The 26,831-nt window shown below is 68.1% G+C and carries 23 protein-coding genes and 1 pseudogene; 14 read left to right on the top strand and 10 right to left on the bottom strand.

The window, feature by feature from the left end; genetic code table 11:
- Nucleotides 1-2 precede the first annotated feature (2 nt).
- The 4 genes from J2739_RS17905 (at nt 3) to J2739_RS17890 (ending at nt 4,361) form a co-directional block, all read left to right on the top strand.
- Nucleotides 3-1,034: an aldo/keto reductase gene (locus J2739_RS17905; RefSeq protein ID WP_309904066.1), complete on the top strand. Its 1,032-nt coding sequence runs from the start codon at nt 3-5 to the stop codon at nt 1,032-1,034.
- 246 nt (nt 1,035-1,280) lie between these two features.
- Nucleotides 1,281-2,048 (top strand): SDR family oxidoreductase, encoded by a 768-nt coding sequence (locus J2739_RS17900; protein ID WP_309904022.1) that lies wholly within the window; start codon nt 1,281-1,283, stop codon nt 2,046-2,048.
- Between the two features lie 83 nt (nt 2,049-2,131).
- Entirely contained in the window at nt 2,132-2,614 is a 483-nt protein-coding gene (locus tag J2739_RS17895; RefSeq protein WP_309904020.1) for a putative pterin-binding protein, read from the top strand.
- Entirely contained in the window at nt 2,604-4,361 is a 1,758-nt protein-coding gene (locus J2739_RS17890) for a sensor histidine kinase (RefSeq protein WP_309904018.1), read from the top strand. The genes J2739_RS17895 and J2739_RS17890 overlap by 11 nt, the downstream gene beginning before the upstream one ends.
- Here J2739_RS17890 and J2739_RS17885 read toward each other — a convergent pair.
- Nucleotides 4,321-5,190, bottom strand: coding sequence for a helix-turn-helix domain-containing protein (locus tag J2739_RS17885; RefSeq protein ID WP_309904016.1), 870 nt, complete (start codon nt 5,188-5,190; stop codon nt 4,321-4,323). The genes J2739_RS17890 and J2739_RS17885 overlap by 41 nt on opposite strands.
- Nucleotides 5,191-5,346: 156 nt before the next feature.
- On the opposite strand from J2739_RS17885, the gene J2739_RS17880 reads away from it, so the two are divergent.
- From J2739_RS17880 to J2739_RS17870, 3 genes and pseudogenes are all read left to right on the top strand, one after another.
- On the top strand, nt 5,347-5,886 hold the full coding sequence (locus J2739_RS17880) for a JAB domain-containing protein (RefSeq protein WP_309904014.1): 540 nt from the start codon (nt 5,347-5,349) through the stop codon (nt 5,884-5,886).
- Between the two features lie 14 nt (nt 5,887-5,900).
- Nucleotides 5,901-6,059: pseudogene (locus tag J2739_RS17875) on the top strand (aldo/keto reductase); the annotation flags it as partial.
- Nucleotides 6,060-6,229: 170 nt separating this feature from the next.
- On the top strand, nt 6,230-7,003 hold the full coding sequence (locus J2739_RS17870) for a glycosyltransferase (RefSeq protein WP_309904012.1): 774 nt from the start codon (nt 6,230-6,232) through the stop codon (nt 7,001-7,003).
- A 29-nt stretch (nt 7,004-7,032) separates the two neighbouring features.
- Here the strand turns inward: J2739_RS17870 and J2739_RS17865 are convergent, their stop codons facing one another.
- Nucleotides 7,033-8,046 (bottom strand): AraC family transcriptional regulator, encoded by a 1,014-nt coding sequence (locus J2739_RS17865; protein ID WP_309904010.1) that lies wholly within the window; start codon nt 8,044-8,046, stop codon nt 7,033-7,035.
- Nucleotides 8,047-8,252: 206 nt separating this feature from the next.
- Here J2739_RS17865 and J2739_RS17860 point away from each other — a divergent pair, with 206 nt between their 5' ends.
- The 6 genes from J2739_RS17860 to J2739_RS17835 are packed head-to-tail and all read left to right on the top strand — an operon-like array spanning nt 8,253 to nt 15,160.
- On the top strand, nt 8,253-9,101 hold the full coding sequence (locus J2739_RS17860) for a TauD/TfdA dioxygenase family protein (RefSeq protein WP_309904008.1): 849 nt from the start codon (nt 8,253-8,255) through the stop codon (nt 9,099-9,101).
- Between the two features lie 49 nt (nt 9,102-9,150).
- The gene (locus J2739_RS17855; protein ID WP_309904006.1) at nt 9,151-10,209 is read left to right on the top strand and encodes a beta-keto acid cleavage family enzyme; all 1,059 of its coding nucleotides are present in this window, start codon (nt 9,151-9,153) and stop codon (nt 10,207-10,209) included.
- A 23-nt stretch (nt 10,210-10,232) separates the two neighbouring features.
- Nucleotides 10,233-11,204, top strand: coding sequence for a Bug family tripartite tricarboxylate transporter substrate binding protein (locus J2739_RS17850; RefSeq protein ID WP_309904004.1), 972 nt, complete (start codon nt 10,233-10,235; stop codon nt 11,202-11,204).
- 43 nt (nt 11,205-11,247) lie between these two features.
- Entirely contained in the window at nt 11,248-12,231 is a 984-nt protein-coding gene (locus tag J2739_RS17845) for a quinone oxidoreductase family protein (protein ID WP_309904002.1), read from the top strand.
- A gap of 37 nt (nt 12,232-12,268) precedes the next feature.
- A complete protein-coding gene (locus tag J2739_RS17840) occupies nt 12,269-13,897 on the top strand; it encodes a 3-(methylthio)propionyl-CoA ligase (RefSeq protein WP_309904000.1) in 1,629 nt (542 codons plus the stop codon).
- A 33-nt stretch (nt 13,898-13,930) separates the two neighbouring features.
- Nucleotides 13,931-15,160, top strand: a complete 1,230-nt coding sequence (locus tag J2739_RS17835) for a porin (RefSeq protein ID WP_309903998.1) — start codon at nt 13,931-13,933, stop codon at nt 15,158-15,160.
- 267 nt (nt 15,161-15,427) lie between these two features.
- Here J2739_RS17835 and J2739_RS17830 read toward each other — a convergent pair whose 3' ends face one another.
- The 7 genes from J2739_RS17830 to J2739_RS17800 form a co-directional block, all read right to left on the bottom strand.
- Nucleotides 15,428-16,384: a helix-turn-helix transcriptional regulator gene (locus tag J2739_RS17830; protein WP_309903996.1), complete on the bottom strand. Its 957-nt coding sequence runs from the start codon at nt 16,382-16,384 to the stop codon at nt 15,428-15,430.
- A gap of 183 nt (nt 16,385-16,567) precedes the next feature.
- A complete protein-coding gene (locus J2739_RS17825) occupies nt 16,568-17,662 on the bottom strand; it encodes an ABC transporter ATP-binding protein (RefSeq protein WP_309903995.1) in 1,095 nt (364 codons plus the stop codon).
- A 4-nt stretch (nt 17,663-17,666) separates the two neighbouring features.
- Nucleotides 17,667-18,665: an ABC transporter ATP-binding protein gene (locus tag J2739_RS17820; RefSeq protein ID WP_309903993.1), complete on the bottom strand. Its 999-nt coding sequence runs from the start codon at nt 18,663-18,665 to the stop codon at nt 17,667-17,669.
- A 5-nt stretch (nt 18,666-18,670) separates the two neighbouring features.
- Nucleotides 18,671-19,633 carry an ABC transporter permease gene (locus J2739_RS17815; protein WP_309903991.1) on the bottom strand — a complete coding sequence of 321 codons (963 nt, stop codon included), beginning with the start codon at nt 19,631-19,633 and terminating at the stop codon, nt 18,671-18,673.
- 47 nt (nt 19,634-19,680) lie between these two features.
- The gene (locus tag J2739_RS17810) at nt 19,681-20,658 is read right to left on the bottom strand and encodes an ABC transporter permease (RefSeq protein WP_309903989.1); all 978 of its coding nucleotides are present in this window, start codon (nt 20,656-20,658) and stop codon (nt 19,681-19,683) included.
- Complete coding sequence (locus J2739_RS17805) at nt 20,643-21,686, bottom strand: M14 family metallopeptidase (RefSeq protein ID WP_309903987.1); 1,044 nt, start codon at nt 21,684-21,686, stop codon at nt 20,643-20,645. The genes J2739_RS17810 and J2739_RS17805 overlap by 16 nt, the downstream gene beginning before the upstream one ends.
- Before the next feature lie 16 nt (nt 21,687-21,702).
- Nucleotides 21,703-23,280: an ABC transporter substrate-binding protein gene (locus J2739_RS17800; RefSeq protein ID WP_309903985.1), complete on the bottom strand. Its 1,578-nt coding sequence runs from the start codon at nt 23,278-23,280 to the stop codon at nt 21,703-21,705.
- Between the two features lie 224 nt (nt 23,281-23,504).
- On the opposite strand from J2739_RS17800, the gene J2739_RS17795 reads away from it, so the two are divergent.
- A complete protein-coding gene (locus tag J2739_RS17795) occupies nt 23,505-24,407 on the top strand; it encodes a helix-turn-helix domain-containing protein (protein ID WP_309903983.1) in 903 nt (300 codons plus the stop codon).
- 36 nt (nt 24,408-24,443) lie between these two features.
- Here the strand turns inward: J2739_RS17795 and J2739_RS17790 are convergent, their stop codons facing one another.
- Nucleotides 24,444-26,831 (bottom strand): excinuclease ABC subunit UvrA, encoded by a 2,388-nt coding sequence (locus J2739_RS17790; protein WP_309903981.1) that lies wholly within the window; start codon nt 26,829-26,831, stop codon nt 24,444-24,446.

Here is a 26,831-nt window from a genome sequence, read left to right as displayed (position 1 = left end):
TGATGGAACAACGCTACCTCGGCAACGCCGGCTTCAAGGTGCCAGCCCTCGGCTTCGGCGCGGGCACTTTCGGCGGGCAAGGGCCGCTCTTCAGCGCCTGGGGCAACACCGGCGTCGACGGCGCGCGCCGCATGATCGACATCTGCCTCGATGCCGGCGTCAACCTCTTCGACAGCGCCGACGTGTATTCGAACGGCGCCTCGGAGTCCATCCTCGGCGCGGCCGTGAAAGGCCGGCGCAGCAAGGTGATCCTCTCGACCAAGATGGCGCTGCGCGCCGGCGATGGTCCCAACGACGTCGGCTCGTCGCGCCATCACCTCATCGCGGCGACCGATGCCGCGCTCGAGCGCCTGGGCACCGACTACATCGATCTGCTGCAGCTGCACGCCTTCGACGCAATGACGCCGGTCGAGCAGGTGCTGCGCACCCTCGACGACCTGGTGCGCGCGGGCAAGGTGCGCTACATCGGCGTGTCGAACTTCTCGGGCTGGCAGCTGATGAAATCACTGGCCGCCTCCGACCGGCTGGGGCTCTCGCGCTACGTCGCCAACCAGACCTATTACTCGTTGATCGGCCGCGACTACGAATGGGAGCTGATGCCGTTGGCCATCGACCAGGGTGTGGGCGCGATCGTCTGGAGCCCGCTCGGCTGGGGCCGGCTCACGGGCCGTATCCGGCGCGGCCAGCCGCTGCCGCCCGGCAGCCGGCTGCACGACACCGCAGGCTTTGCGCCGCCGGTCGAGGAGGAGCGGCTCTACCGCGTGGTCGATGCCATGGACCAGGTGGCCGAAGAGACCGGCAAGACCCTGCCGCAGATCGCGCTCAACTGGCTGCTGCAGCGCCCCACCGTCGCCAGCGTACTGATCGGTGCCCGCGACGAGGCGCAGCTGAAGCAGAACCTCGGCGCGCTGGGCTGGCAGCTCACCCGGGAGCAGATGGCGCGCCTCGATGCGGCGAGCGCCGTGACGCCGCCCTACCCGTACTACCCGTACTGGAACGGCCAGTTCGCGGAGCGCAGCCCGGTGGCGGTGTGAGGCTGCGGTGTGAGGACAGCGGAGTGGGCTCAGCTCGCTGGGTAATCGAGGCGTGCATACAACCGCACACCTCCGCGTGAGGCTGCGCCTGCGCAGGCGCATGCGCAGGCGCGACACCTTGCCTGAATCGTCGCCAATTGTCGCGAGATCTCCCGGGGCTCATCAGATCTACCTAGCATCCACGTCGCGCTTCGGCGCAGACACCGACCTCGCCCGCGCGACTTCCGCATCCACTGCAAAAAAGATATGACTTCTATCCCCGAGAGCCTGTCCTTGTCTGACGGTAGCAGCCAAGGTTGGGCTCTCGTCACCGGTGGCTCGGGGCGCGGCGGCGCCGCCATCGTCCGTGCATTGCATGCGCGCGGCTTGTCGGTCGTCATTCACCACACGCCCAGGTCGCTCGACAAAGCGATGGCCTTGCAAGCTGAACTCGAGCTGTTGCGGCCCAGATCCACTGAACGCTGGGCGGCCGATTTCACTGCAGAAGACTTCTCGGTGCCGGCGTGGCTCGCGTCGAGGGGCGTGACAGTCCTGGTGTGCAATGCCTCGGCCTACCACGCAAGCGACGTCGGCAACATCGAACGCACGGACATCGACATCGCCATTCATCTCGGTGCCCACGCCGCCATCCTCGCCATGCTGCGTCCGAGACCCAACCAGCTTCTGGCCCTTCGCTCGGTCGTTGCCGTCACGGATATCTCCGTCGACCGCGCACCCAAGGGATATGTGTCGTATACGACAGCCAAGGGCGCACTGCAATCGATGATCCTCGCGCTCGCCAACGACTGGGCACCGCATGTGCGCTTCAACGTCGTTCAGCCGGGCACCTTGCTCTATCCCGAGAGCTGGTCAGACATCGAGCGAGCCAAGAGGATCAACGAGTCCATACCGCTCGGCCGCATCGGCACTTTCGAGGAACTTGCCGGCGCTGTCGCGTACCTCGCCATTGATGCCACCTACGTGACAGGCCAAGTGCTCGCCGTCGACGGTGGGCGAAGTCGGCAGCTGTACTGACCGAAGCCAGCCAGCATCAGTTCGCGCGAGGAGCATTGCCGCTATTAGAAAAAGGGGAAACTATGCTTCGAAGAAGGCAGCTCGTGACGCTCGCAGGTGTTGGCACCCTGGCTCGACTCGCGCACGCCAAAGAGGAACGACGCGCTATCCTGATCGTCCGCGGAAACATCAGCAAGTTCACGGACGAGAAAGCCAAGATCTACCGCTTCAGCGAAGAAGAATTTATGTCGCTTCCTCAAAATTCGATCACCACCTCGACCACATGGACCACGCGTTCAAGGTTCGATGGGCCCCTGCTGTCGAGCGTGCTGGAGCACGTTGGAGCAAGCGGATCGCGCCTGGATGTGCAGGCGCTGGATGACTACAGCGCAAGTATTCCCATGTCAGACTTGGACGCCTTCGGTCCCATCCTGGCGCACAGCCGAGACGGCAAGCGCATGACCGCGCGCGATCACGGCCCGTTGTTCGTGATGTACCCGCGCGACAAATACCCGAGCAAGCTCAATACACCGCCAGCGCAGGCCAAGTTCATTTGGCAGGTCAGGCGCATCACCGTTGTCCATTAGAGAATCATGGTCCGCGCTCCTCCGCGGGCGCAACATCATTGCCGCCGTGGTGGCGATGATTGCGATTTCCTTCATGGCGGTCAGCGTGTGTATCTCGCGGCTCGACGAGCAGATCATGGAGAAGGCCGGGCCTGACGAGGGCTACTACTGGACTGTTGCGCAATACGAGCTGGCATACCTGCGCATGCGGGAAGCAATCGAGGTTCTGGCACTCGGAGGCGACATGGATGATGACGAGCTGTCGAAGCGCAGCGCGGTCCTGATGTCCAAAGCGCTCATCCTTACCGGCGCGTCGGAACTCACGGCATTCTTCGAGAGCATCACCGGTTTCTCAAGCGGTAGGCAGGAGGTCGACGCCTTCCATCGTCGGGTGAATCACATGCTGGATTCCCCCGAGGTTCTGCGTCTCCATGCACCGCACCTGGTGAAGGAGTTTGCGGACATGGAAGAGACCATCCTCACTCTCGCGAATGCCGTCAGGGTCGAAGAGCTGGAGGCTCGCAGTGCGGCCCTGGAAAGCCTGCTCACACAGCGCCGACTGCTCTGGATTGCAGTATGGATCGGCTTCGGCGTGATGCTGCTCTGGGTCCTGAGCATGAGCCTGTCGTGGTCGCGCTACCTGCGCGAAGCCAGGGGGCGTGAGCGCGCCCTGGAATCCGAGCGCCAGGCCGTGCAGGCCAAGACCCAGTTCCTCGGCATGGTGAGCCACGAGCTGAGATCCCCGCTTCAGAGCATCGTGTCGGCACTCGATGTGCTGGAGAGCGGGCAGGCATTGCCCGATCAGGCGGAAGTCACACGGCGCATCCGGCGATCGGCCGACGAGCTCGCGGTGCAGCTCCGGGATCTCCTGACCCTGGCGCGTGGGCAGGCCGGCCGCATCGAGTTGCGGCCCGAAGTGTTCGAGGCGACCGAGCTCGTGCGCGAGATGGCCGAGGACGCGGCCATGATCGCCGAGGCCAAGGGGCTGAGGCTGACGGTGGAGATCCCATCGGAGCCGGTCTTCGTCGTCGCCGACGGCGCCAGGATCGGCCAGTTGCTGCACAACTTGATCGGCAACGCCGTCAGGTATACGGATCACGGGGGCGTGACCGTCAGCCTGCAGGCCTTTGACGCATCGATGGCCCAGCTGCGACTGCGCATTGCGGACACTGGACCCGGACTGCCTGCCGCCGCTGCCGACACGGTGACGCGGGGGACCGAGCCGGTGCCGCATCAACCCGGCAGGGGTCGCGGCATCGGGCTGGCCGTGGTGCGGGCGCTGCTCCTGCAACTCGGTGGCTCGACCCAAGTGTCGCAGACGCCCGCCGGCGGCACCACGATCGATCTGGCCATCCCGGCAGTAGCGGCTGAGGAGCGCACGCCCGCCGAAGGCAGCGGGATGAGGCGACTCTTGGCGGTGAGCGATCGGCCCGAACTGCTGGAGAAAGTCGCCGACACAGCCATGGAACTGGGCTTGGGCTGCGACACGGCCATGTCGGCCGCAGTGGCATTGAATCTTCTGGCGGCCCATGCCTACGGCACGGTGGTGATCGATTTCGATCTGCCCGGAACGACCAGTGCCGAATTGGCTGCGCAAGTCAGGACAGCCGGCTTGAACAGCAGCGCGCGCCTGGTCGCGATGGCTTCGAGCCGCAGGCTTGCCGATGCCCGCGATACCTTCGACGCGGTGCTGGAAAAGCCGATCCGTCGTCAGCAGGCGCTAGCGATCATGCGAACGCAAGGGAGCCAGCCAGCGCAGCTGAAATGATGGACAACCGAGCCGGCTTCTCGAAGAACTTGAGCCGGTACTTGGCCATCGCGCTGGCGATGTCGGATTCATCGGCCGCGCCCGTCTCCACTTCACCCGTGAGGACCACGATGGGGCAATGCGCGTCGCGCGACCGGATCGATTTCACCAAATCCCTCGCCGTGTCCTTGACGCCGTTCTTCTCGATGATCCAGTCCAATACATAGCCATCGAAATCGCGATCACCGAGAGCCGCCGTGATGGCGCCAAGATCAGCAAACAGGGCCGGCTCGTAACCGGCGGATTTCAGATAGCTGCCGACCGTCTTGGCGGTGTCGATGTGATCGTCGAGCACGGCGATGCGCCGGCTGACGGCGGACGAAGGCTCGACGACCAGCCGCACGATGTCATAGGCCTGCGTGGCCAGGTTGTGTTCGGCCGGCACCACGTACCAATCCGAATCGATCAGGGCCGCGACAAGAGCGCCCGCACGCGGCCGGTGGACCGCACGTCCGCGCGCAAAACGGCATGGAACGATGGTCGTGCCGATCTTCAGCGTGCCCTTCTGCATTTCTCCCAACTGTCCAAGCGACACCATGCTGGCCAGAGACTCGCCATAGTGTTCGGCGAGTGCGCGCAGTTCCTCCAGGGTCCATGTCGCATCGGTGGTCAGTCGGCGGTGTCCCTGCGAGTACGACAGTTTGAGCACGTCGGTCACGACGGTCGCGTGTTTGCGCCGAGGGACCGAGTGTCGATCGAGCAGTGCCCGAACGGACTGGGCGGCCAGAGACTCGGAAATCAACTCGCTGGAGGTTGAATGGGACATGGCGGATTTTGCGGTGAGGTGCACGCAGGGCGCGCCTTCTAGTATTTGGAGGGAAAGCTCGCATATGATGCAATAACTCGCACCAGTTGCATGTTTTGACAAAATTCAGCCGCTGGATCGAATCGAGAAAAACCATTACGGCGTGCCAGGAAGCTCGCCCGTATTCACTCAGGAGAGGTCATGAAGCCAAGAAGAGGGCCACAGCATCGCCACGTCACAGCCCTCGTCCCATGCTTCACTCCGCCGCTGCTGGTCCGTGACGAGGAGGGTCGCTATCTCCAGGCAACGAGCGATCAGATTCTGAATGCGGCGCGCCACGCCATCGACCAGAAGGTTCAGCGCGGCGCTTCGTTCAAGTCGGCCCAGGCAGCCCATGAATACCTGTGCGCCAAGCTCGCAGGCTTCGAGCACGAAGTCTTTTCTGCGCTGTTCCTGGACAGTCAGCACCGGCTGATCGAATACGTGGAAATGTTCCGCGGCACCATCAATCAGGCAGCCGTCTATCCGCGCGAAGTCGTCAAGGAAGCACTGCGGCTCAATACTGCGGCGGTGATCTTCTCTCACAACCATCCGAGCGGAGACCCCGAGCCGACGCGCGAGGACGAGGCCCTGACGCATCTGCTGAGGACCGCGCTGGCAATGATCGATGTGCGCGTGCTGGATCTCATCATCGTCGCTGGCACCCGCACCTTGTCCTTTGCCGAGCATGGCCTGCTGTGACGATTGACGGGTGCGACGAGGCGCAGCTGAAGCAGAACCTCGGCGCGCTGGGCTGGCAGCTCACCCGGGAGCAGATGGCGCGCCTCGATGCGGCGAGCGCCGTGACGCCGCCCTACCCGTACTACCTGTACTGGAACGGCCAGTTCGCGGAGCGCAGCCCGGTGGCGGTGTAAGGCTGCGGAGTGAGAGCTGCGGCGCGAAAGGTCGCCAATTGTCGCGAGATCTCCCGCAGCGCTTCGGACCTTCCTAGCATCCACGTCTCGCGAAGGCGCAGACACCGGCTTCGCGCACGCGCGCGAACCCGCGGTGCACCGCCTTCCTCGCCGAAACGACCCATGCCCGAATGTCCGAAGACCGAATCCCTTTCCACATCACCCTGCGCGAAGCACAACGCCGCCACTTCCTCTGCATGAAACGGGGCAACGAGCACGGCCCCGAGTACGTCAACCGCCTCTATGCCATGGTGCGCCGCCACCTGCGCAGCGGCTTCCGCTTCACCTGCCTGACGGACGACCCGCAAGGCATCCGGTCCGAAGTGGAGTGCCAGCCCATTCCCGCGCTCGACCTGCCCACGGACCCGAGCGACGGCGGCTGGACCCAGCTGGCCTGCTTCGCCGCCGATCTCTTCGGCCTGCGCGGCACGGCGATCTACCTCGACCTGAACGTGGTGATCGTCGGCGGGCTGGACCCCTTCTTCGATTACCCCGGCAAGTTCCTCATGATCCGGGACTACAAGGGGCGCGGTCAGCGCGTGACGGCCCTTTCATCGGTCTGCCGATTCGACATCGGTGCCCATGCGGATGTGCTCGAACATTTCCGCGCCAACGCCGCCGAAGTGCGCTCGACCTTCCCCGACGCGCAGGCCTACCTCTCCGACTTCCTCCATCGACAAGGCAAGCTTGCGTACTGGCCGGCCGCCTGGTGCCCGAGCTTCAAGTACCACAGCATTCCCACCTGGCCGAGCAACTACTTGCGCGCGCCCTTCGTGCCGCCGGATGCGCGCATCGTGGTCTTTCATGACGGGTGCACTCCACCGGGCGCGATCGCGGGGCAGCGCAACCGTGTCTTGCGCTTCGTCCGCTCGGCGGGATGGGTGGCCCACCACTGGCGCGAGTGAACTGCCCCGGCGGCGTCGACACGTCGCGCTCAGGCAGCGCGATCAGGCGGCCGGGCCGAATGGCTGCGCCATGATTCCGGCGAACAGCCGAACTGGGTGCCGAACCACCGCGTGAACGCGCTGTGCGTGCTGTAGCCCAGCATGGCAGCCACCTCGCCCAGGTTGTAGCGAGCGTTGACCACGTAGCGTCGCGCGAGATCCTGGCGGACCTCGTTGATCAACTGCTTGAAGGTCAGCGCGCGCGCATCGAGTTCGCGTTGCAGCGTTCGCATGCTCATGCCCAGGCCCATTGCCACCGACTTGCAGGTGGCACGTCCTGTCGGCAGCATGAGGTAGATCGCCTTGCGCACCTCCTGCTCGATCGAGCGCTCCCGATCGCCGGGAAGCGCCGCAATCATCTTCCGCGCATAGTCGGCCAGGACCGGATCGGCCCCGGGATTCGGCACGTCCAGGTCCGCCGCCTGGCACACCAGCCCGTTGAAGGCGCCGTCGAATTCGATGCGGCACTTGAAGAACCTTCGGTGAAAGGCCTGGCTGGAAGGCGGCCCGTGCGTGAAGCTCACGCTGGCCGGCTGCCATTGCTCGCCGAGAAGCGCCCCGCACATCCGGTAGAGCACCCCGATCGCCAGTTCGATGGACTGGCGACCCGCCGCAGACACCGTCAGCTCTTCGCGCAGGACGACCATCCTGCCCACGTCTTCCACCTGGATCGCCAGCCTTTCGTTGAGGAGGTGCAGGTGCTCGATCAGCGTGAGCAGGACCTGCCGCAGCGTGGGCTGGTGCATGAGCAGCAGGCTGATCGGACCGAAGTTCGACAACTGGCGCCGGGCCGCGATGCGCAGGCCGAAGGACTCGCAGCCCGTATGGCGCGCCGCCTCTTCGAGGAGCCGGGCGACCCGGTCCGCCTCGACCAGCTGGTCCGGTTGCCGGATCAGCTGTGCGCGCAGCCCCGCCTTGCGCAAGGCCGCACCCGGGTCGTAGCCAAGCTCCTGCGCCACCTCCGCGAAATTCGTCAGCGCCGCTGCACGCACCAAAGCCGTCATGGTCAGCCTCTCCGCTTCGACCGCCATTCTGGCATCGAATGTCAAGCGAATGGCACGAAATGCAAAGCGCCGCCAGGCCCGCACTTCTACAGTTCCTCCATGCCCCCGGACCACCACCGGAGGGCGGAATGAGACAAGAAAACGCGCGACGACAAGATGTTCTGCGGACCCGGCCGCAGCCTGTCGTGGCCCACATGGAGACAAGCATGCGAGTCGAGCAACTGACCTGCGTCATCGGAGCCCAGCTCAGCGGCGTCAGCCTGGCCGATGCGGCGCGGGATGACGGCCTGTTCACGGAGATCAAGTCCCTGCTGCTGCGGCACAAGGTGCTGTTCCTGCGCGACCAGGACATCAGCCGTTCGGAACACGTCGCCTTCGCCCGCCGCTTCGGCGAACTGGAGGACCATCCGGTGGCAGGCAGCGACCCGGAGCATCCCGGCCTGGTGCGCATCTACAAGACGCCGGACGCACCGAACGACCGTTACGAGAACAGCTGGCACACGGACGCGACCTGGCGCGAGGCGCCGCCGATGGGCTGCGTGCTGCGCTGCGTCGAGTGCCCGCCGGTGGGCGGCGACACGATGTGGGCCAACATGGCGATGGCCTACGAGCGGCTGCCCGAGCACATCAAGACACTGATCGCTCCGCTGCGCGCCCGCCACAGCATCGAATGCACCTTCGGCGCGGCCATGCCCATCGAGAAGCGCCACGCACTCAAGGCGCAGTACCCCGATGCCGAACACCCGGTGGTGCGCACCCATCCCGAAACCGGGGAAAGGGTGCTGTTCGTCAACGCCTTCACCACCCACTTCACCAACTTCCACACGCCGGCCAACGTGCGCTACGGGCAGGATTTCACGCAGGGCGCGTCGTCGCTGCTGCAGTACCTGATCAACCAGGCCGCCATTCCCGAATACCAGGTGCGCTGGCGCTGGCAACCCAACAGCGTGGCGATCTGGGACAACCGGGCCACGCAGCATTACGCCGTGATGGACTACCCGCCCTGCCACCGCAAGATGGAACGCGCCGGGATCGTCGGCACGACGACCTTCTGACCTTCCGATCTTCCGCTTCAACCCCACACGCAAACTCACGGAGCTCACGATGAACTTCCTCGACGGTCACCTCTACCCCGAGAACCAGCAGCCGCTCGTCATCACGGCCGCTCCCTATGCCCCCTCCTGGCTGCCTTCCGATTTTCCCGGCGAGATCGCCGTGACGATGGAAGAACAGATCCAGAAGGCCGTGGACTGCTACAACGCCGGCGCCACGGTGCTGCACCTGCACGTGCGCGAACTGGACGGCAAGGGGTCCAAGCGCCTGTCCAAATTCAATGAACTGATCGCCGGCGTGCGCGACCGTGTGCCCGAGATGGTGATCCAGGTCGGCGGCTCCATCAGCTTCGCGCCCGAAACCGAAGGCGCCGCCGCCAAGTGGCTCTCGGACGACACGCGCCACATGCTGGCCGAGCTCGATCCCAAGCCGGACCAGGTGACGGTGACCATCAACACATCGCAGATGAACATCCTGGAGCAGTTCGACCAGCGCGACATCCAGGGCACCTCGATGGAAGACCCGGCGGTGTTCAATGCCTACAAGGAGATGACGGTGCCCGCGCAGCCGGGCTGGGCCGAGGAGCACATCCGGCGCCTGTCCGCCGCGGGCATCCAGAGCGCCTTCCAGTGCTACAACATCAACAGCTTCGAATCGGTGGAGCGCCTGATGCGCCGTGGCATCTACAAGGGCCCGCTGGTGCTGAACTGGGTGGCCATCGGCGGCGGCATGGATGCGCCCAACATCTACAACCTGGCCAACTTCGTGCGCGCCGTGCCCGACGGCGCGATGCTCACGGTGGAGAGCTCGGTGCTCAATGTGTTGCCGGTCAACATGATGGGCATCGCGATGGGGCTGCATGTGCGCTGCGGCACGGAAGACAACCTGTGGAACCAGTCGCGCACGGCCAAGATCGGCACCGTGGCGCAGATCGAGCAGCTCGTGCGCATCTCGCGCGAGTTCGGCCGGCCCATCGCCACCGCGGGGCAGGCGCGCGAGATCTGCAAGATCGGCGTGTTCTACGGGACGGCCGAAGAGACCTTGCTGGCCAACGGCTTCGCACCCAACCGCAACGGCGGCCAGCAGGGCTTCCTGCGCAAGGCGGCCTGATCCTTCACCGCACCGGAGTCATCATGAAGCGCATCTCCCATCTCGCCTCCGTGCTCTTCGCCGCCGTTGCGGCGCTGGGCTCGCCCTTCGCATCCGCGTACACCGACAAGCCGGTGAAGATGATCGTGCCCGCCCCTGCGGGCGGCACCATCGACGTGATGGCGCGCATCGTGGGCGACCAGCTCGCGCGCGACATCGGCCAGCCCGTGGTGGTCGAGAACAAGCCCGGCGCCGGCGGCGCGATCGCCGTCAAGTACCTGCTCTCGCAGCCGGCGGACGGCCAGACGCTCATGATGACGGCCAGCAATGTGCTCACGGAAGTGCCGCACGTGCTCAAGGGCGGCTTCGACCCGCTCAAGGACGTCAAGCCCCTCTCGCTGATGGCGCGCTCGTCCCTGCTCTTCATCAGCGCGCCGCAGTTTCCGGCCAAGGATGCGAAGGAAGCCATTGCCTACGTGAAGGCGCATCCCGGCCAGGTCTCCTATGCCTCCTACAGCGCGGGGACGGCGTCCCAGTACGCCGGGGCGATCCTCAACAAGGCCGCGGGCCTGGACATGCAGCACGTGCCCTACCCCGGTTCGGCGCCGGCGCTGGCCCAGGTGATGGGCGGGCAGATTCCGCTCATGTTCGACGGCGCCGTCACGTCGAAGAACCTGATCGCGGCCGGCAAGGTGCGCCTGCTCGCCGTCGCCACCAAGGCCCGCATGCCGGAGTTCCCCAACGTGCCCACGCTGGCGGAGCTGGGCTACCCGGAGCTGAACTTCGGCAACTGGACCGGCGTGATCGCCTCGTCGCAGATGCCGGCGCCGCTGGCCGAGAAGATCCACGCGGCGCTGCAGAAGGTGGCCGCGAATGCCTCCGTGCGCGAGCGCATGGTCGGCGCCGGGTTCGAGCCCGTGCCCGAGCGTTCGCTTGCGCAGGCGCAAGCCGAGCTGCGCCAGGAGTACGACCGCAACGCCGAGATCGTGAAGACTTTCAACATCAAGCTCGACTGAGCGCAGACGCTGCCGCGCAGGATCGAAAAAAAGGAGACATGACATGGTCAAAGCCATCCGCTTCCACGAGACCGGGGGTCCGGAAGTACTGAAGTTCGAAGACGTCGAGGTGGGCGACCCGGGCCCGGGGCAGGCGCGGGTGCGCCACACCTACATCGCGCTGAACTTCATCGACATCTACTTCCGCACCGGCCGCTATCCGTTGGCGCTGCCCGAGGGCGTGGGCTCGGGCCTGGGCTCCGACGCGGTGGGCGTGGTCGAGGCCGTGGGCCCCGGCGTGACGGAGGTCAGGGCCGGCGATCGCGTCGGCTATCTCATCGGCCCCCAGGGCGCCTATTCGCAGGCCCGCGTGCTGCCGGCCGAGGTGCTGATCCCGCTGCCCGACGGCATCGCGGACCGCACCGCTGCCACGCTGATGATGAAGGGCATGACGGCGCAGTACCTGTTCCGCCAGGTGTACCCGCTGCATGGCGGCGAGACCATCCTCTACCACGCGGCCGCGGGCGGCGTGGGCCTCATCGCCTGCCAGTGGGCGCGGGCGATGGGCGTGACGATGATCGGCACCGTCAGCACCGACGAGAAGGCCGCACTGGCGCGGGACAGCGGCTGCACCCACACCATCGTGACCTCGCGCGAGAACATCGTCCAGCGCGTCAGGGAGATCACCGACGGCAAGGGCGTGCCCGTGGTCTACGACTCGGTCGGCAAGGACACGCTCGAAGCATCGCTGGACTGCCTGCAGCCGCGCGGCTCGCTGGTCAGCAACGGCACGTCCTCGGGCCCGGTCGTGATCGACACGCGCCTGCTGGCCGCCAAGGGCTCGCTGTGGGTCACGCGGCCCGCGATGGTGCACTACATCCAGCCGCGCTCGCACATGCTGGAGATGGCCGGCGAGCTGTTCGGCCACGTGCTGGCCGGGCGCATCGCCAGCGAGCCCAAGCAGGTGTTCGCGCTCGCGGAGGCGGCCGAGGCGCACCGCGCGCTCGAGTCCCGCAAGACCACCGGGTCGACCATCCTGGTGCCCTGATCGCGCCGATGAGGCCTTCCAGAAAGAGACGTTTTCCATGAACGGTTTGATGATGGATCGGCCGCTGCTGATCTCCGGCCTGCTCACCCATGCCGAGAGCCAGCACGGCGAGCGCGAGATCGTGTCGCGCCGCGTCGAAGGCGACGTGCACCGCACGAGCTATCGCGAGCTCGGCCAGCGCGCGCGCAGGCTGGCCAATGCCCTGGCGGCGCTCGGCATCGCGCACGGCGAGCGCGTGGCCACGCTGGCCTGGAACGGCTACCGCCACATGGAGCTGTACTACGCGGCCTCGGGCTCCGGCGCCGTGCTGCACACCATCAACCCCCGCCTGCATCCGGACCAGCTGGCGTGGATCGCCCATCACGCCGAAGACCGGGTCCTGTTCTTCGACCTGAGCTTCCTCCCGCTGGTCGAGGCGATCGCGCCGCGGCTGGCCACCCTCAAGACCTTCGTCGCGATGACGGACCGGGCGCACATGCCCGACGCCACCACGATCCCGAACCTCCTGTGCTACGAGGACCTGCTCGCCGCCCATTCGCCCGCGTTCGAATGGCCCGAGTTCGACGAACGGGCTGCTTCGTCGCTGTGCTACACGTCCGGCACCACGGGCCATCCCAAGGGCGTGCTCTACAGCCACCGCTCGACGCTGCTGCACGCCTATGCCGCCGCGCTCCCGGATGCGCTGAGCTACTCCGGCAACGACGTCATCCTGCCGGTGGTGCCGATGTTCCACGTGAACGCGTGGGGCATCCCGTACATCGCGTGCATGGTGGGCGCCAAGCTGGTGTTCCCCGGCCCGAGCCTCGACGGCAAGTCGCTGCACGACCTCTTCGAGGCCGAAGGCGTCACCGTCTCCGCCGGCGTGCCGACCGTGTGGCAGGGCCTGCTGGCGCATGTGGAAGGGCACGGACTGGCTTTCAGCACCATGCGCCGCACCATCATCGGCGGCTCCGCCTGTCCGCCGGCCATGCTGCAGGCCTTCCAGGAGCGCCATGGCGTGCAGGTGGTGCACGCCTGGGGCATGACCGAAACCAGCCCCCTGGGGAGCGTGTGCCGGCTCACGCCGGACCACCTGGCGCTCGATGCGCCGCAACGCCTGGCCATCCAGTCCAAGCAGGGACGCGCGGTGTTCGGCGTGGAGATGAAGATCGTCGATGCGCATGGCGAGCGCCTGCCGCACGACGGCCATGCCGCCGGCGAGCTGATGGTCCGGGGACCTTGGATCGCGGCCGGCTACTTCCATGGCGAGGGCGCCGGCCCGCTGGTGGATGGCTGGTTTCCGACCGGCGATGTTTCCACCATCGACGCCGGCGGCTTCATGCAGATCACCGACCGCAGCAAGGACGTGATCAAGTCCGGCGGCGAGTGGATCGGCTCCATCGACCTGGAGAACATCGCCATGGCGCACCCCGGCGTCGCCATGGCCGCCTGCATCGCCGCGCGCCACCCCAAATGGGACGAGCGCCCGCTGCTGGTGGTGGTGAAGAAGCCCGGACACGAACTGACGCGCGACGAGCTGCTCGGCTTCTACGAAGGCCGGATCGCCCGATGGTGGACGCCGGACGACGTCGTGTTCGTCGACAGCATTCCCCTGGGCGGCACCGGCAAGATACAGAAGAACCTGCTGCGCGATGCCTGGCGCGACCACTTGCTGGCCCAGGCCTGAGGCACCATGACCACCCTTTCAGGAAACCCCTCCATGAAGAAGCTGTTGTTGGCACTCTCGGCGCTCGCCGCTGCCGGCTCCGCCGCGGCGCAATCGTCCCTCACGGTGTTCGGCGTCATCGATGCCGGCGTCAGCCACTACAGCACCAAGAGCCGATCGTGGGGCCTGGCACCGCCGCAGCAGATCACGCACAGCCAGACGGTGCTGTCGAACTCGGGCTACAACTCCAGCCGGCTGGGCTTCCGCGGCACGGAGGACCTCGGCGGCGGGCTCGCGGCCAGCTTCTGGCTCGAGGCGCCGGTGGCCAACGACTCGGGCGCCACCGGCATCGCAAACTTCGGGCGCCGCTCCACCGTCAGCCTGTCCGGCCCCTTCGGCGAAGTGCGCCTGGGCCGCGACTACACGCCCTCCTTCTGGAACGACGGCGTGTTCGATCCCTTCGGCGTCAATGGCGTGGGCACCAACCTGATCGCGGTGGTCAACAGCAACCTGGCCGCCTCGCGGGCGCTGGCCACCGGCGGACCGCTCAACGGCGGGCTGTCCGCCGCCACCGACAGCTACCTGCGCACCAGCAACGCCATCGGCTACTTCCTGCCGCCGGGGCTGGGGGGCTTCTATGGCCAGGTGCAGTACGCGTTTCATGAGAACGTGGACACCGGCGGCCTGCCCGGCAGCCCGTCGCAGCGGGGACGCTACGCAGGCGGCCGCGCAGGATGGTCCAACGCCCAGGCCGACGTGGCGCTCGGCTACGGCGAAAGCACCCTGACCAGCACCTTCACCGGCGGCGAGAAGATCAAGAGCCTGAACCTCGGCGGCTCCTACGATTTCGGCATGGTGAAGGTCTTCGGCGAATGGTCGCGGGTGCGCGACGTGCGCGACGGCGCCGCAGCCCTCGCGCCTCGCCTGACCGACCGCTACGACGGCGTCATGGCCGGCGTGAATGTGCCGGTGGGGCCGGGCGTCATCCGCGCGTCGCTCGCGCGCGTGAACTTCGACAACGGCAATGGCCTGCCGGACAGCGACGCCTCGGTCAACAAGCTGGCGCTCGGCTACGTGCACCACCTGTCCAAGCGCACCGCGCTGTATGCGACGGTGACGCGCATCCGCGTCCACAACGGCCACAACAACCCGACCGTGATGGGCGTCACCCCGCTGGTGCTGAGCCTGCCTGCGGTCTTGCCCCAGCCCGGCTACATCAGCACCGGCGGCCTCGAGCCGCGCAGCGCCATGGGCTACGACTTCGGCATCCGGCACGCCTTCTGATCTAGGGCCTGTCAACGCTATGGAAGGGGTCGCGAAGTTCACCACAGCCCGCCCATCAAGGCGCGCGACGCCGTGCGTGCATGCGCACGCACAAGGAGCGCAACGCCGAGGGGCGGGCTGTGGTGAGCTTCCCTTCGGGTTGCCCCGCCAAGGGGCCGTCTGCGGCGTTGCCCGCGCTTGCAAGGCGGCCAGCCTTGCTGCGCGCGGGCGCCTTGCATCCAGCCCCTTGGCGGGGCAACGCGACCCCTTCCATAGCGTTGACAGGCCCTAGAGCGTCGACAGCTGGCCGACCCCGCCGAACCCGCTCTCCCCGTGCTGCGATTGCGTCGCCGCCTTCACCAGCTGCACCCGGTTGCGGGCCGCGAAGCGGCGCCGCAGCTGGCGCATGTGGTAGTCCACCGTGTGCGAGGACAGCTGCAGGCGGTAGGCGATCTCCTTGTCGCTGCGCCCCTGCAGCAGGTGCTCGAGGATGTACTGCTGCGTCGGCGACATGCCCGACATCTCGGCTCGCGCCGCCGCCGGCGCGGCCGGCACGCGCGCGTGGCGCGACAGGTACTCGTGCACGCTCAGGCCCAGCACCAGCGCCTGGCCGACCACGCCCTCGGTGATCCAGTTGCGGCTGGGCGCGCTCGAGGTCAGGCTGATCACCGTGTGCTCGTTCACATGCGTGGGCGAGGCCAGCCGGAAGAACAGCCCGCTGCGGATGCCGCTGGCGTGCAGGTCGTCGAGAAAGCGGTGGCGCCGCTCGCTGGGGTCCGGCCCGGTGAGCGAGGCTTCCAGCTGGCCCACGTCCCACAGCAGCGGCAGGCTGGAGGCCGGCGCTTCCTGATGCCGCGCATCCACCTCGTAGTGGCGTTGCGCGAAGTAGCGCCGCACCCAGTGCCCATTGGCATAGCTGGTGAAGAAACTCAGCGGCCAGGACTGGCCACGCACATAGGTGACCATGCCGTAGCCCAGCCACTCGAAGCCGATCGCGTGCAGCATGCCGCGCACCAGGCGCGCCCGGGCGTCGATGCTGCCGGCTTCCACCAGGTCGCGCACGATCCCGGGCATCTCGGCATGGCGGCCCACGGTCTCGGGCCGGCACAGCTGCTCCTCGGCATAGAGCTGCGGCGGCGGTCCGCCGGACACGCGACCTTCGCTGGCCGAAGGCGCCGCTTCGCCGGCCCGCGCACCCGGCATCGACGAGGCCGCGGCACGTTGCAGCAAGGAGGACAGCATCATGGCCTGCCCCCGGCCGCTGGCGTGTTCATCATGGTTGCGGATTCCCGGCAAGGCGCAGGTGCGCCACGGCAAACGTTCATGATCATTCGGCCCGGCGAGGGCCTCCAGTGAAATTGATGGGCCAGTTCGATGCGCTGCATGCATCGGTCGGCGGCCACGGCAGGCCGCCACGCGTCCGGCAAGTTAGCAAAGCCCGGTGACAGCGCCTTGTAAATTCTTAACCCCGCCTGACCTGGTTTTGTAGGACGCCGCCCCGTCTAACGCCTGCGTGTCGATTCGATGACAGGCCACCCAGCGATCGCCCCCCGCCGGCGCCAGCAGCGGCGCCTCCTCGGCGCAGCGCGGCAGCGCCTGCGTACAGCGCGGGTGGAAGTGGCAACCTCGCGGCGGATTCATCGGCGAGGGGATCTCCCCGCGGATGGCGACGAAGCGCTTCCTGCGCACCTCCAGCGTCGGCGCCTCGGCCAGCAGGCCCTGCGTGTACGGGTGCAGCGGCGCTTCGAAGAGGGCCTCGGCCGGCGCCGACTCCACCACCCGCCCGAGGTACATCACCAGCACGCGGTCGCTGATGTGCCGCACCACGCCCAGGTCGTGGCTGATGAAGAGGTAGGTCAGCCGGAGCTCCTCGCGCAGCTGCATGAACAGGTTGATCACCTGCGCCTGGATCGAGACGTCGAGCGCGGCCACGGCTTCGTCGCAGATCAGCAGACGCGGCCGCACCGCGAGGGCCCGCGCGATGCCGATGCGCGCGCGCTGCCCACCCGAGAACTGGTGCGGATAGCGGCGCATGAGCTGCGGGTCCAGCCCGACCCGGCGCAGCAGGCCGGCGACCAGTTCCTGCTGCTGCCCGGCATCGACCAGGCCGTGCGCCAGCGGCGCTTCGCCCACGATCTGCTGCACCCGCAGGCGTGGGTTGAGACTGGCGTAGGGGTCCTGGAAAACCATCTGGATGCCGAGCATGTGGCGCCGGTAATCGGCGCGCGGCAGCCGCTGTGCCAGCGCCGCGGTGTTCTCGCCCTGCCACCAGCGCTCCCCTTCGCTCAGTCCGTGCAGCCCGGCCGCCAGCCGCCCCAGGGTGGACTTGCCGCAGCCCGATTCGCCCACCAGTCCCACCACCTCGCCGCTTCGGACCGCGAGCGAGACGGCATCGACCGCATGCACCGTCTGCGCCCGTGGCGGCGCGCCCAGCAGGCCCGCCAGGCGGGCCGCGGCATCGGCTTTCTTCACGAAGCGCTTCGAGGCGGCGCGCAGTTCCAGCAAGGGTGTCGAGGGGTGCATGGTTTCAAGCCGTTGTTGGAGCCGCCGGGGCATGGGGGTGGAAGCAGCGCAGCTGCCGCTCGGGCAGCCGCACGAGCGGCGGCGAAGCGCAGCACGCCGCATCGGCGCGCGCGCAGCGGGCCTGGAAGGCACAGCCTGGCGGCAGCGCAAGCAGCGACGGCGTCATGCCCGGAATCTGCGCCAGCGGCCGGCCGCGCGGATTGCGCGAAGGCGCACTGGCGATCAGCCCGCGCGTGTAGGGATGGCGCGGCCGCTCCAGCACCTCGGCCACGGAGCCCTGCTCGACGATGCGCCCGGCATACATCACCGACACCGTGTCGGCCAGCCCCGCCACCACCGAGAGGTCGTGCGTGATCCAGATCAGCGCCGTGCCCGACGCGCGGCACAGCGCCTGCATCTCCGCCAGGATCTGGCCCTGGATGGTCACGTCCAGGGCCGTGGTCGGCTCGTCCGCGATGATCAGGTCGGGCTCGTTGAGCAGCGCGATCGCGATGGCCACCCGCTGCCGCATGCCGCCCGAGAACTGGTGCGGGTAGGCCAGCAGCCGCTCGTGCGGCGAGGCGATGCCCACCTTCGCCAGTGCCGCCGCCGCGCGCTCGCGCGCCGCCCTGTGGCTCACCCGGTGATGCGCGCGCACCGCCTCGATCATCTGCGTGTCGATGCGCAGCACCGGGTTGAGCGTCATCATCGGGTCCTGGAAGATCATCGCGACGCGGTTGCCGCGCACCGCCTGCAATGCGCGCGGCGCCAGCCGCAGCAGGTCCAGCACCTCGCCGTCGCGCTGCGTCAGCAGCACCTTGCCGGCGGTCACGCGGCCCGGCGCATCGACCAGGCCCAGCATCGAGTAGCCCGTCATCGACTTGCCCGAGCCGGACTCACCCACCAGGCCCATCACCTGGCCGCGGCCGACGGTGAACGAGACCTCGTCGACTGCCGTCGCAACGCCGGCGCGCGTGAAGAAGCGGGTCTGCAGCCCTTCGACGATCAGCGTGGGGGTCGTCATGGCGCTCATTGCCTCGACAACCGCGGATTCAGCACGTCGCGCAGCTGGTCGGCCACCAGGTTGATGGCGAGGATGGTCGCCAGCAGCAGCAGGCCCGGGTACACCGACATCCAGTACTGCCCGGCCAGCAGCGACTGCTGGCCGTTGGCGATCATCAGGCCCAGCGAGGGCTCGGTGATCGGCACGCCGATGCCCAGGAAGGACAACGTGGCCTCCAGCGCGATCGCATTGGCCACCTGCAGCGCCGCCACCACGATCACCGGCGGCAGGCAGTTGGGCAGCAGGTGGCGGAACACGATGCGCGCGCCCGACAGGCCCAGCCCCTGCGCCGCCTCGATGTACTCCCGCTTGCGCTCGACCAGCGCGGCGGCGCGCACGGTGCGTGCGTAGTAGGCCCACTGCACCGCCACCAGCGCCAGCGCGACGTTGCCGACGCCCGGCTGCAGCACCGTGATCAGCACCAGCGCCAGCAGGATCGCCGGGAAGGACAGCTGGATGTCCACCACCCGCATCAGGAAGGCATCGAGCCGCCCGCCCGCATAGGCCGCGAGCAGGCCCAGCGTGCAGCCCAGCGACAGCGCGGCCACCGTCGCGACGATGCCGATGGCCAGCGAGATGCGCAGGCCGTAGAGCATGGCGGAGAGCATGTCGCGCCCCTGCTCGTCGGTGCCCAGCAGATAGAGGCGGCCGCCCTCGCCCGCGTGCGAGCCCGGCGGCAGGCGCGCATCGAGGATGTCGAGTTGCGCCAGGTCGTAGGGGTTCTGCGGCGCGAGCACCGGCGCGAGCAGTGCGGCGAGTGCCAGCAGGAGCAGCAGGGCCGCGCCGATCAAGGCGATCTTGGATTCGGCGTACTGGCGGACAAAGAGGCGCAGCGGCGAATCGGCCGGTGCCGCGGCGGCTGCGGGCTTCGGGACCGGCGAGGCGGGCACCGCGGTGCCCTCCCCGAGGGAGGCGAACTGTGTACTCATGTGGTTGGATCGTTCGTTGTTGTCGTGAAAGCGGTGGCGCGTGCCGCTCAGGCGGCGGCATCGCCCACGCGCACCCGCGGGTCCAGCGCCGAATAGGCGATGTCCACCAGCAGGTTGAGCAGCGTGAACATCGCCACCACCACCAGCAGGTAGGCCACCACCACCGGGCGGTCGAGCAGGCCGATCGATTCGATGATCAGCTTGCCGGCGCCGGGCCAGGCGAAGATGGTCTCGGTCACGGCCGCGAAGGCGACCAGCGCACCGAACTCCAGCGCCACCACCGTGACGATGGGCACCAGGATGTTCTTCAGCACGTGCACGCCGACGACCCGCACGGGCGACAGGCCCTTGGCGCGCGCGAACTTCACGTAGTCCTGCGTCAGGGCCTCGCGCGTGCCGGCCCGCGTCAGCCGCGTGACCAGCGCCAGCTTGAAGAGCGCGAGGTTGAGCGCCGGCAGCAGCAGGTGCTTCCAGCCTTCGAGGCTGAAGAGCGAGAGCTGAAGCCCGAGCAGTTCCCGGGTCGGTCCGCGCCCGCCGGCCGGCAGCCAGCCCAGCTGCACCGAGAACACCATGATCAGCATCAGCCCCACCCAGAAGGTCGGCAGCGAGAAGCCGAGGATGGAGCCGGTCATGATCGCCTTGCCGGCGAAGGACTCGGGCTTCAGCCCGGCCCACAGGCCCAGCGGCAGGCCGATGCCCATCGCGATCGCCATCGCGACCGCGGCCAGCTCCAGCGTCGCCGGCAGGCGCTCGAAGACCAGCGCCACCGCCGGCACGCCATGGACGAAGGACTGCCCCAGGTCGCCATGCAGCGCCCGCCACAGGAATTGCGCGTACTGCCATGGCAGCGAGCGGTCCAGGCCCATGGCCTGCGCGAGCCGCGTGCGCTCGGCCTGGTCGGCATCCATGCTGATCAGGATGTCGGCCGGATTGCCGATCAGGTAGACGCTGGCGAAGACCAGCAGCGACATGGCGAAGAGCACGAGCAGGCTCTGCCCGAGGCGGCGTATCACGAAGGCGAGCATGGGTCGGGCGAAAGTTGTTCAGACCGCGGCACGCGCACGCGCCGCATCAGGTAGCCCAGGCAGTCCTGGCGGATCGCGCGCAGGTCGCGGGTGAGCATGGCGGCGACGGCGGGCTGCGCGAGGCTCAGCCGCGTGCCTTCGCGCAGCAGCAAGCCCTCGATCGGCCGGCCGTCCAGCCGCAGCGCCTGCAGCGGCTCGATGTCCAGGTGCGCGGCCGTGGTCGCGATCACATGGCCGGCCTGCAGCGCGCAGAAGTTGAGCGATTCGATGTCGGGCACGAGCCGCACATCGCCCCCTTCCGCGCCGTCGGAGGAGATGGTGAGCGCATCGCGCACCTTCAGCATCGCGAAGGCCTGGAAGATGTCGAGCGGCTCGCCCTCGCCGGCCTCGAAGATCTCGGACGTGGCACGCAGGCACTTCTCGATCAGCGCGGCCGCGCGGAACACGCCCTGCGCGCTGCCGATCTCGCCGCATTCGCAGCTGATGCTCGGCGAGAAGGCTGCGAAGGCCGCGCCCAGCGAAGCCTGCGATTCGATCAGCACGGCCAGCGGCGAGAACAGGCGCGCCAGCCGCAGCTGCCGGCTGTCGATGCTGCTCAGGCAGCTGTACAGCGGATTGCGTCCGGAGTTGTTGTGCAGGTCCAGCGTGGCGAAGACGGTGCGCTGCCGCATGACCTCGACCACGGCGGCGGCCATGTGCTCGAAGGGCGTGGCCGGCGGCGACGCGGACCAGATGCGGTTGAAGTCGGGCTGGTCGTCGAGCCGGCGCACGCCGGCGCGTGCCGCTTCGACATTGCCGACGAAGATGGAGAGCGCGCGCGGCAGCCGGCGCGCGCCGTGGCTGGCCAGCACCGACTGCAGTGCCAGCAGGCCCACATCCTCGTTGCCGTGCAGCAGGATCGAGACGAACAAGGGCTCCGGCGCATCGCCGGGCAAATGGATCAGCGTCGGCCCCGGCAGCACGCGATGCAGCTCGCGCGCCGAAGCCGTCATGAAGCCCGGAGGCAGGTGGTCGAGCTGCTGCAGCATCGCGTTCCCCTTCCCCTCAATCCGGCCGGACCTGGTAGGCCAGCGTGAACTCGTCCACCCGTGGCACGAAGGCGATGCCCTTGCGGCCGGCCCAGGTCGCGACCTGGTGGTACAGCGGGATGATGGCGAAGTCTTTCGCCAGCGCCTGCTCGGCCGCGTCCTGCAGCAGCTGCTCGCGCTTGCGGTCGTCCACCGTGCGCAGGGCCTCGGTCAGCAGCGCATCGAACTGCGGGCTGGCGTAGCTGCTCCAGTTGGTGGCGCCCATCCCCTTTTCCCTGTCCGGCGTGCCCAGCAGGCCGCGCATCGCGCCCGAGGGCTCGCCGCCGCCCACGCCCCAGCCCAGCAGGCCGAAGCCCAGCTCCTTCTTCGACGCCCGCCCCACGTAGGTCGACATCGGCGAGACCTGCACCCGGGTCGCGATGCCGCCGCGCGTGAGCATCTGCCCGATCGCCTGCACCACCTGCTCGTCGTTGATGTAGCGGTCGTTGGGGCCGAAGAGCGTGAGCCCGAAGCCCTCGGGGTAGCCCGCCTGCGCGAGCAGCCGGCGCGCGCCGGCCACGTCCGCCGGCTCGGGCTCGAGCTTGGGGTTGAAGCCGAACATGCCGGGCGCGGCGATGTTGGCCGTGGGCACGGCCAGCCGGTCCAGCACGCGCTCGGCCAGCACCTTGCGGTCGATCAGCTTCGAGATGGCGTGGCGCACCCGCGCATCCTTCAGCGGGTTCCTGGCCAGCGGCCGGCCCTCCTTGTCGGTGACGAAGGGCGAGCTGTCGCGGTGGTCGGTGTAGAGGAACATCACGCGGCTCGACACCTTGTCGAACACGCTCAGGTCCTTGTTCTGCCGGAACTGCGCGACCAGGTTGGCCTGCACGTTCTCCACCAGCTGCACGTCGCCCGACAGCAGCGCCGACATGCGCGCCGCATCGGCCGGCAGCATGCGCAGCGTGAGCGCCGACCAGGCCGGCTTCGCGCCCCAGTAGCCGTCGTAGCGCGCGAACTGCACGGACGCACCGGGGCTGAACTTCACCAGCCTGAAGGGACCGGTGCCGGCATCCACCTTCACCTGGTTGAAGTCGTCGGTGCTCGCCTTCTCCGCCGCCTTCTTCGAGACGATGAAGATGCGTGTCAGGTCGTTCGGCAGCAGCGGTGCGGGCGCGGCGGTGGTGAGCTGCACCGTCAGCCGGTCGATCGCCTTCTTGCCCGTGATGCTGCGCGTGTAGGTGGCGAAGGAGCTCGGGCTGTTGGCGATCGCCGCGGGACGGTCGAGCGAAAACAGCACGTCCTCCGCGCTCAGGCTGCTGCCGTCGTGGAACTTCACGCCATCGCGCAGCTTGAACTCCCAGGTCCGGTCGTCGACCGCGCGCCACGAGGTGGCCAGTGCGGGCACCAGGCGCGTGTCGGGGTCCAATGCCACCAACGTCTCGTAGGCGTGGCTCACCACCGCGCTGACGGCATCGTTGTTGTAGAAGTGCGGGTCCACCGTGCCGGGATTGCTGGCCAGCCCGATGCGCAGTTCCTGCGCCGGCAGCGCGCAGGCGGCGAGCGCCACCGATGCCGCGCACAGCCAGTCGCGCAGGCGCCCTTGTCTCCATCTCATGGGTCTTCTCCGATTCGAAAACGTTGGTTTGCACGAGCGCATCCCCCACGCGTGCGAAGCGTGTCGAAGATGCCGATCGCCCTTCACAGAATCGATCGGCACTGGCATGCTTCGAGCCCTTCGAATCGGTGAATCGACTGCGCCGCAATCGATGACCGCGAAATTACCAAGGGGCGAATCTTTCGCCTTGTAGATTCTTAAGGTCCGCTGGACCTGGGCCTTCGATGGAACTCCTCGACTCCTGCTATTGGCGAGACGCTGAACTCGCGGGGCTTCAGTTCACAGCCAACCGCTTCCTGCAGCGCGAGATCCGGCCGCACCGTCACGGGGGCTTCACGCTCGCGGTGTGCGACACCGAGCTGCAGGTGCGCACGCCCGGCGGCGTGATGGTGGTGCCGCGCGGCACGCTGCTGCGCATCGCGCCGCAGGTGTGGCATTCGGTGCAGGCCCGCAGCACCCCCTGGCGCGAAGACGCGATGTACTGCAGCTTCGCGGTCGCGCGATGCGTGAGCCCCGCCGATGCCGGCGGCGCGCAGGTGCAGCCGGTCGAAGGCGACGCGGCGGTCGCCGTCTTCTCGCAGCCTTCAGCGGCGCACGACTTCCTCGAATGCCACCGCCTGCTGCAGGAAGCCGCGCGCAGCGGCAACGAAGAAGCCGGTGCAGTCGGCCGTGCGCTGATGCGCGAACGCCTCGCGCAATGGATGCCCTTGCAAGGCGCGGATGCGCACGACGCGCAACCGGCCGCCATGCTCGCCGTCGACAGCGGCGACGACCGGGTGAACCGCCTCTACGGCCTGATCGCCTCGGGCTTCCACCAGCGCCTCACGCTCGATGGCCTCGCCGAGACGGTGGGCTGGCATCCGGTGCACCTGCAGCGCCGCTTCAAGAGCGCCTGGGGCTTCACGCCGCACGAGCTGCTGGTGGGCCACCGCATCGAGTACGCCCGCGACCTGATCGCCGGCGGCGCGCGCGTCACCTACGCGGCGCACGCGGCCGGCTTCAGCGACCAGAGCCATCTGCACAAGACCTTCCTGAGCACCTACGCGGTGGTACCGGGCGAGTACCGGCGGCTGTCGGCGCTCGATGCGCTGCAGCCGCCTTCGGCGCGCAACGGCATCGTGGAGTGATGTGTTTGGAAATCCGACCTTCGCATTCAAGACCGCTCAGCCGCCCACGTAAGCCGCAAGGTGCTTGCCGGTGAGTGTCGAGCGCGCCGCGACGAGCGCCGCCGGCGTACCCTCGAACACGACCCGCCCGCCATCGTGGCCTGCACCTGGCCCGAGGTCGATGATCCAGTCGGCGCGCGCCATCACCGCCTGGTGGTGCTCGATGACGATGACCGACTTGCCGGCATCCACCAGCCGGTCGAGCAGGCCCAGCAGCTGCTCCACGTCGGCGAGGTGCAGGCCGGAGGTCGGCTCGTCGAGCACGTAGATCCCGCCCTTCTCCGCCATGTGCGTGGCGAGCTTGAGCCGCTGCCGCTCGCCGCCGGACAGCGTCGTGAGCGGCTGCCCGAGGCCGAGGTAGCCGAGCCCGACATCCTGGAGCCGTTCGAGGATCGCGTGCGCGGCCGGCGTGCGTGCCTTGCCGTCCCCGAAGAAGGCCTGGGCTTCGGTCACCGACATCGCGAGCACCTCGCTGATGTCGCGGCCGCCGAGGTGATGCTTGAGCACCGAGGGCTGGTAGCGCTTCCCCTCGCACACCTCGCACGGCGTGGCGACGCTGCCCAGTGGCCCGAGGTCGGTGTCGACGACGCCGGCGCCATTGCAGTGGGGACAAGCACCCTCGGAGTTGGCACTGAACAGCGCCGGCTTCACGCCGTTGGCCTTCGCGAACGCGTTGCGGATCGGGTCCAGCAGCCCGGTGTAGGTCGCCGGGTTGCTCCTGCGCGACCCGCGGATCGCGCCCTGGTCCACGGCCACCACGCCCGCGCCGGCGGGGATCGAGCCGTGCACGAGCGAGCTCTTGCCCGAGCCGGCAACGCCGGTGACCACGACCAGCACCCCGAGCGGGATGTCGACATCGACCTCGCGCAGGTTGTGCGCCGCCGCGCCGCGGATCGGCAGCTGGCCGGTGGGCTTGCGCACCGTCTTCTTGAGCGAGGCCCGGTCGTCGAGATGGCGGCCGGTGACGGTGCCGCTGGCCACCAGCCCTGCGACCTTGCCCTCGAAGCAGACGGTGCCGCCCCCGGTGCCGGCGCCCGGTCCGAGGTCGACGACGTGGTCGGCGATCGCGATCGTCTCCGGCTCGTGCTCCACGACCAGCACCGTGTTGCCCTTGTCGCGCAGCCGCAGCAGCAGCTCGTTCATCCGCTGGATGTCATGGGGATGCAGGCCGGTCGTCGGCTCGTCGAAGACGTAGGTGACGTCGGTGAGCGACGAGCCGAGGTGACGGATCATCTTGACGCGCTGCGCCTCGCCGCCCGACAGCGTGCCCGAGGGCCGGTCGAGCGAGAGGTAGCCCAGCCCGATCTCGACGAAGGCGTCGAGCGTGCGCGCCAGCGCGGCGAGCAGCGGCGCCACCGACGGCTCGTCGAGGCCGCGGACCCATTCGGCCAGGTCGGTGATCTGCATCGCGCAGGCATCGGCGATGTTGAGCTTGCGGATGCGCGACGAGCGCGCGGCTTCGCTGAGCCGCGTCCCGCCGCACTCGGGGCATGTGCTGAAGGTCACCACCCGCTCCACGAAGGCGCGCACGTGCGGCTGCAGCGCGTCGACATCCTTCGACAGGAAGGATTTCCGGATCTGCGGAATGACGCCCTGGTAGGTCAGGTTGACGCCGTCGACCTTGATCCGGGTCGCCTCCTTGTGCAGCAGGTCGTGCAGCTCCCGCTTGGTGAACTTGCGGATCGGCTTGTCCGGGTCGAAGAAGCCGCAGCCGCGGAAGATGCGGCCGTACCAGCCGTCCATGCTGTAGCCGGGGATGGTGAGCGCGCCCTCATTGAGCGACTTGCTGTCGTCGTACAGCGCCGCCAGGTCGAAGTCGGTTACCGAGCCCATGCCCTCGCAGCGCGGGCACATGCCGCCGGTGCGCGAGAAAGTCTGCTTCACGGTCTTGCCGCCGCCGCGTTCGATCGTGATCGCACCGCTCGCCCGGACCGAGGGCACGTTGAAGGCGAAGGCGCTGGGCGAGCCGATGTGCGGCTTGCCGAGCCGGCTGAAGAGGATGCGCAGCATCGCGTTGGCGTCGGTGGCGGTGCCGACGGTGGAGCGCGCGTCGGCGCCCAGGCGCTGCTGGTCGACGACGATCGCGGTCGTCAGCCCTTCGAGCACGTCGACCTCGGGCCGCGCCAGCGTCGGCATGAAGCCCTGCACGAAGGCGCTGTAGGTCTCGTTGATCAGCCGCTGCGACTCCGCGGCGATGGTGCCGAACACCAGCGAGCTCTTGCCCGAGCCGGAGACGCCGGTGAACACCGTCAGCCGGCGCTTCGGGAGCTCGATGCTGATGTCCTTGAGGTTGTTCACCCGCGCGCCGTGCACGCGGATCAGGTCGTGGCTGTCGGCGGCGTGGGTCGCGGGCGGCTCGCTCTTCTGGTTCCTGGCCTTGCTCAT

Source organism: Variovorax soli (assembly GCF_031454625.1).
Taxonomy (GTDB): domain Bacteria; phylum Pseudomonadota; class Gammaproteobacteria; order Burkholderiales; family Burkholderiaceae_C; genus Variovorax; species Variovorax soli_A.
The sequence above is the reverse complement of the archived record's forward strand: the minus strand, read 5'-3'. Positions and strand labels throughout refer to the sequence as shown.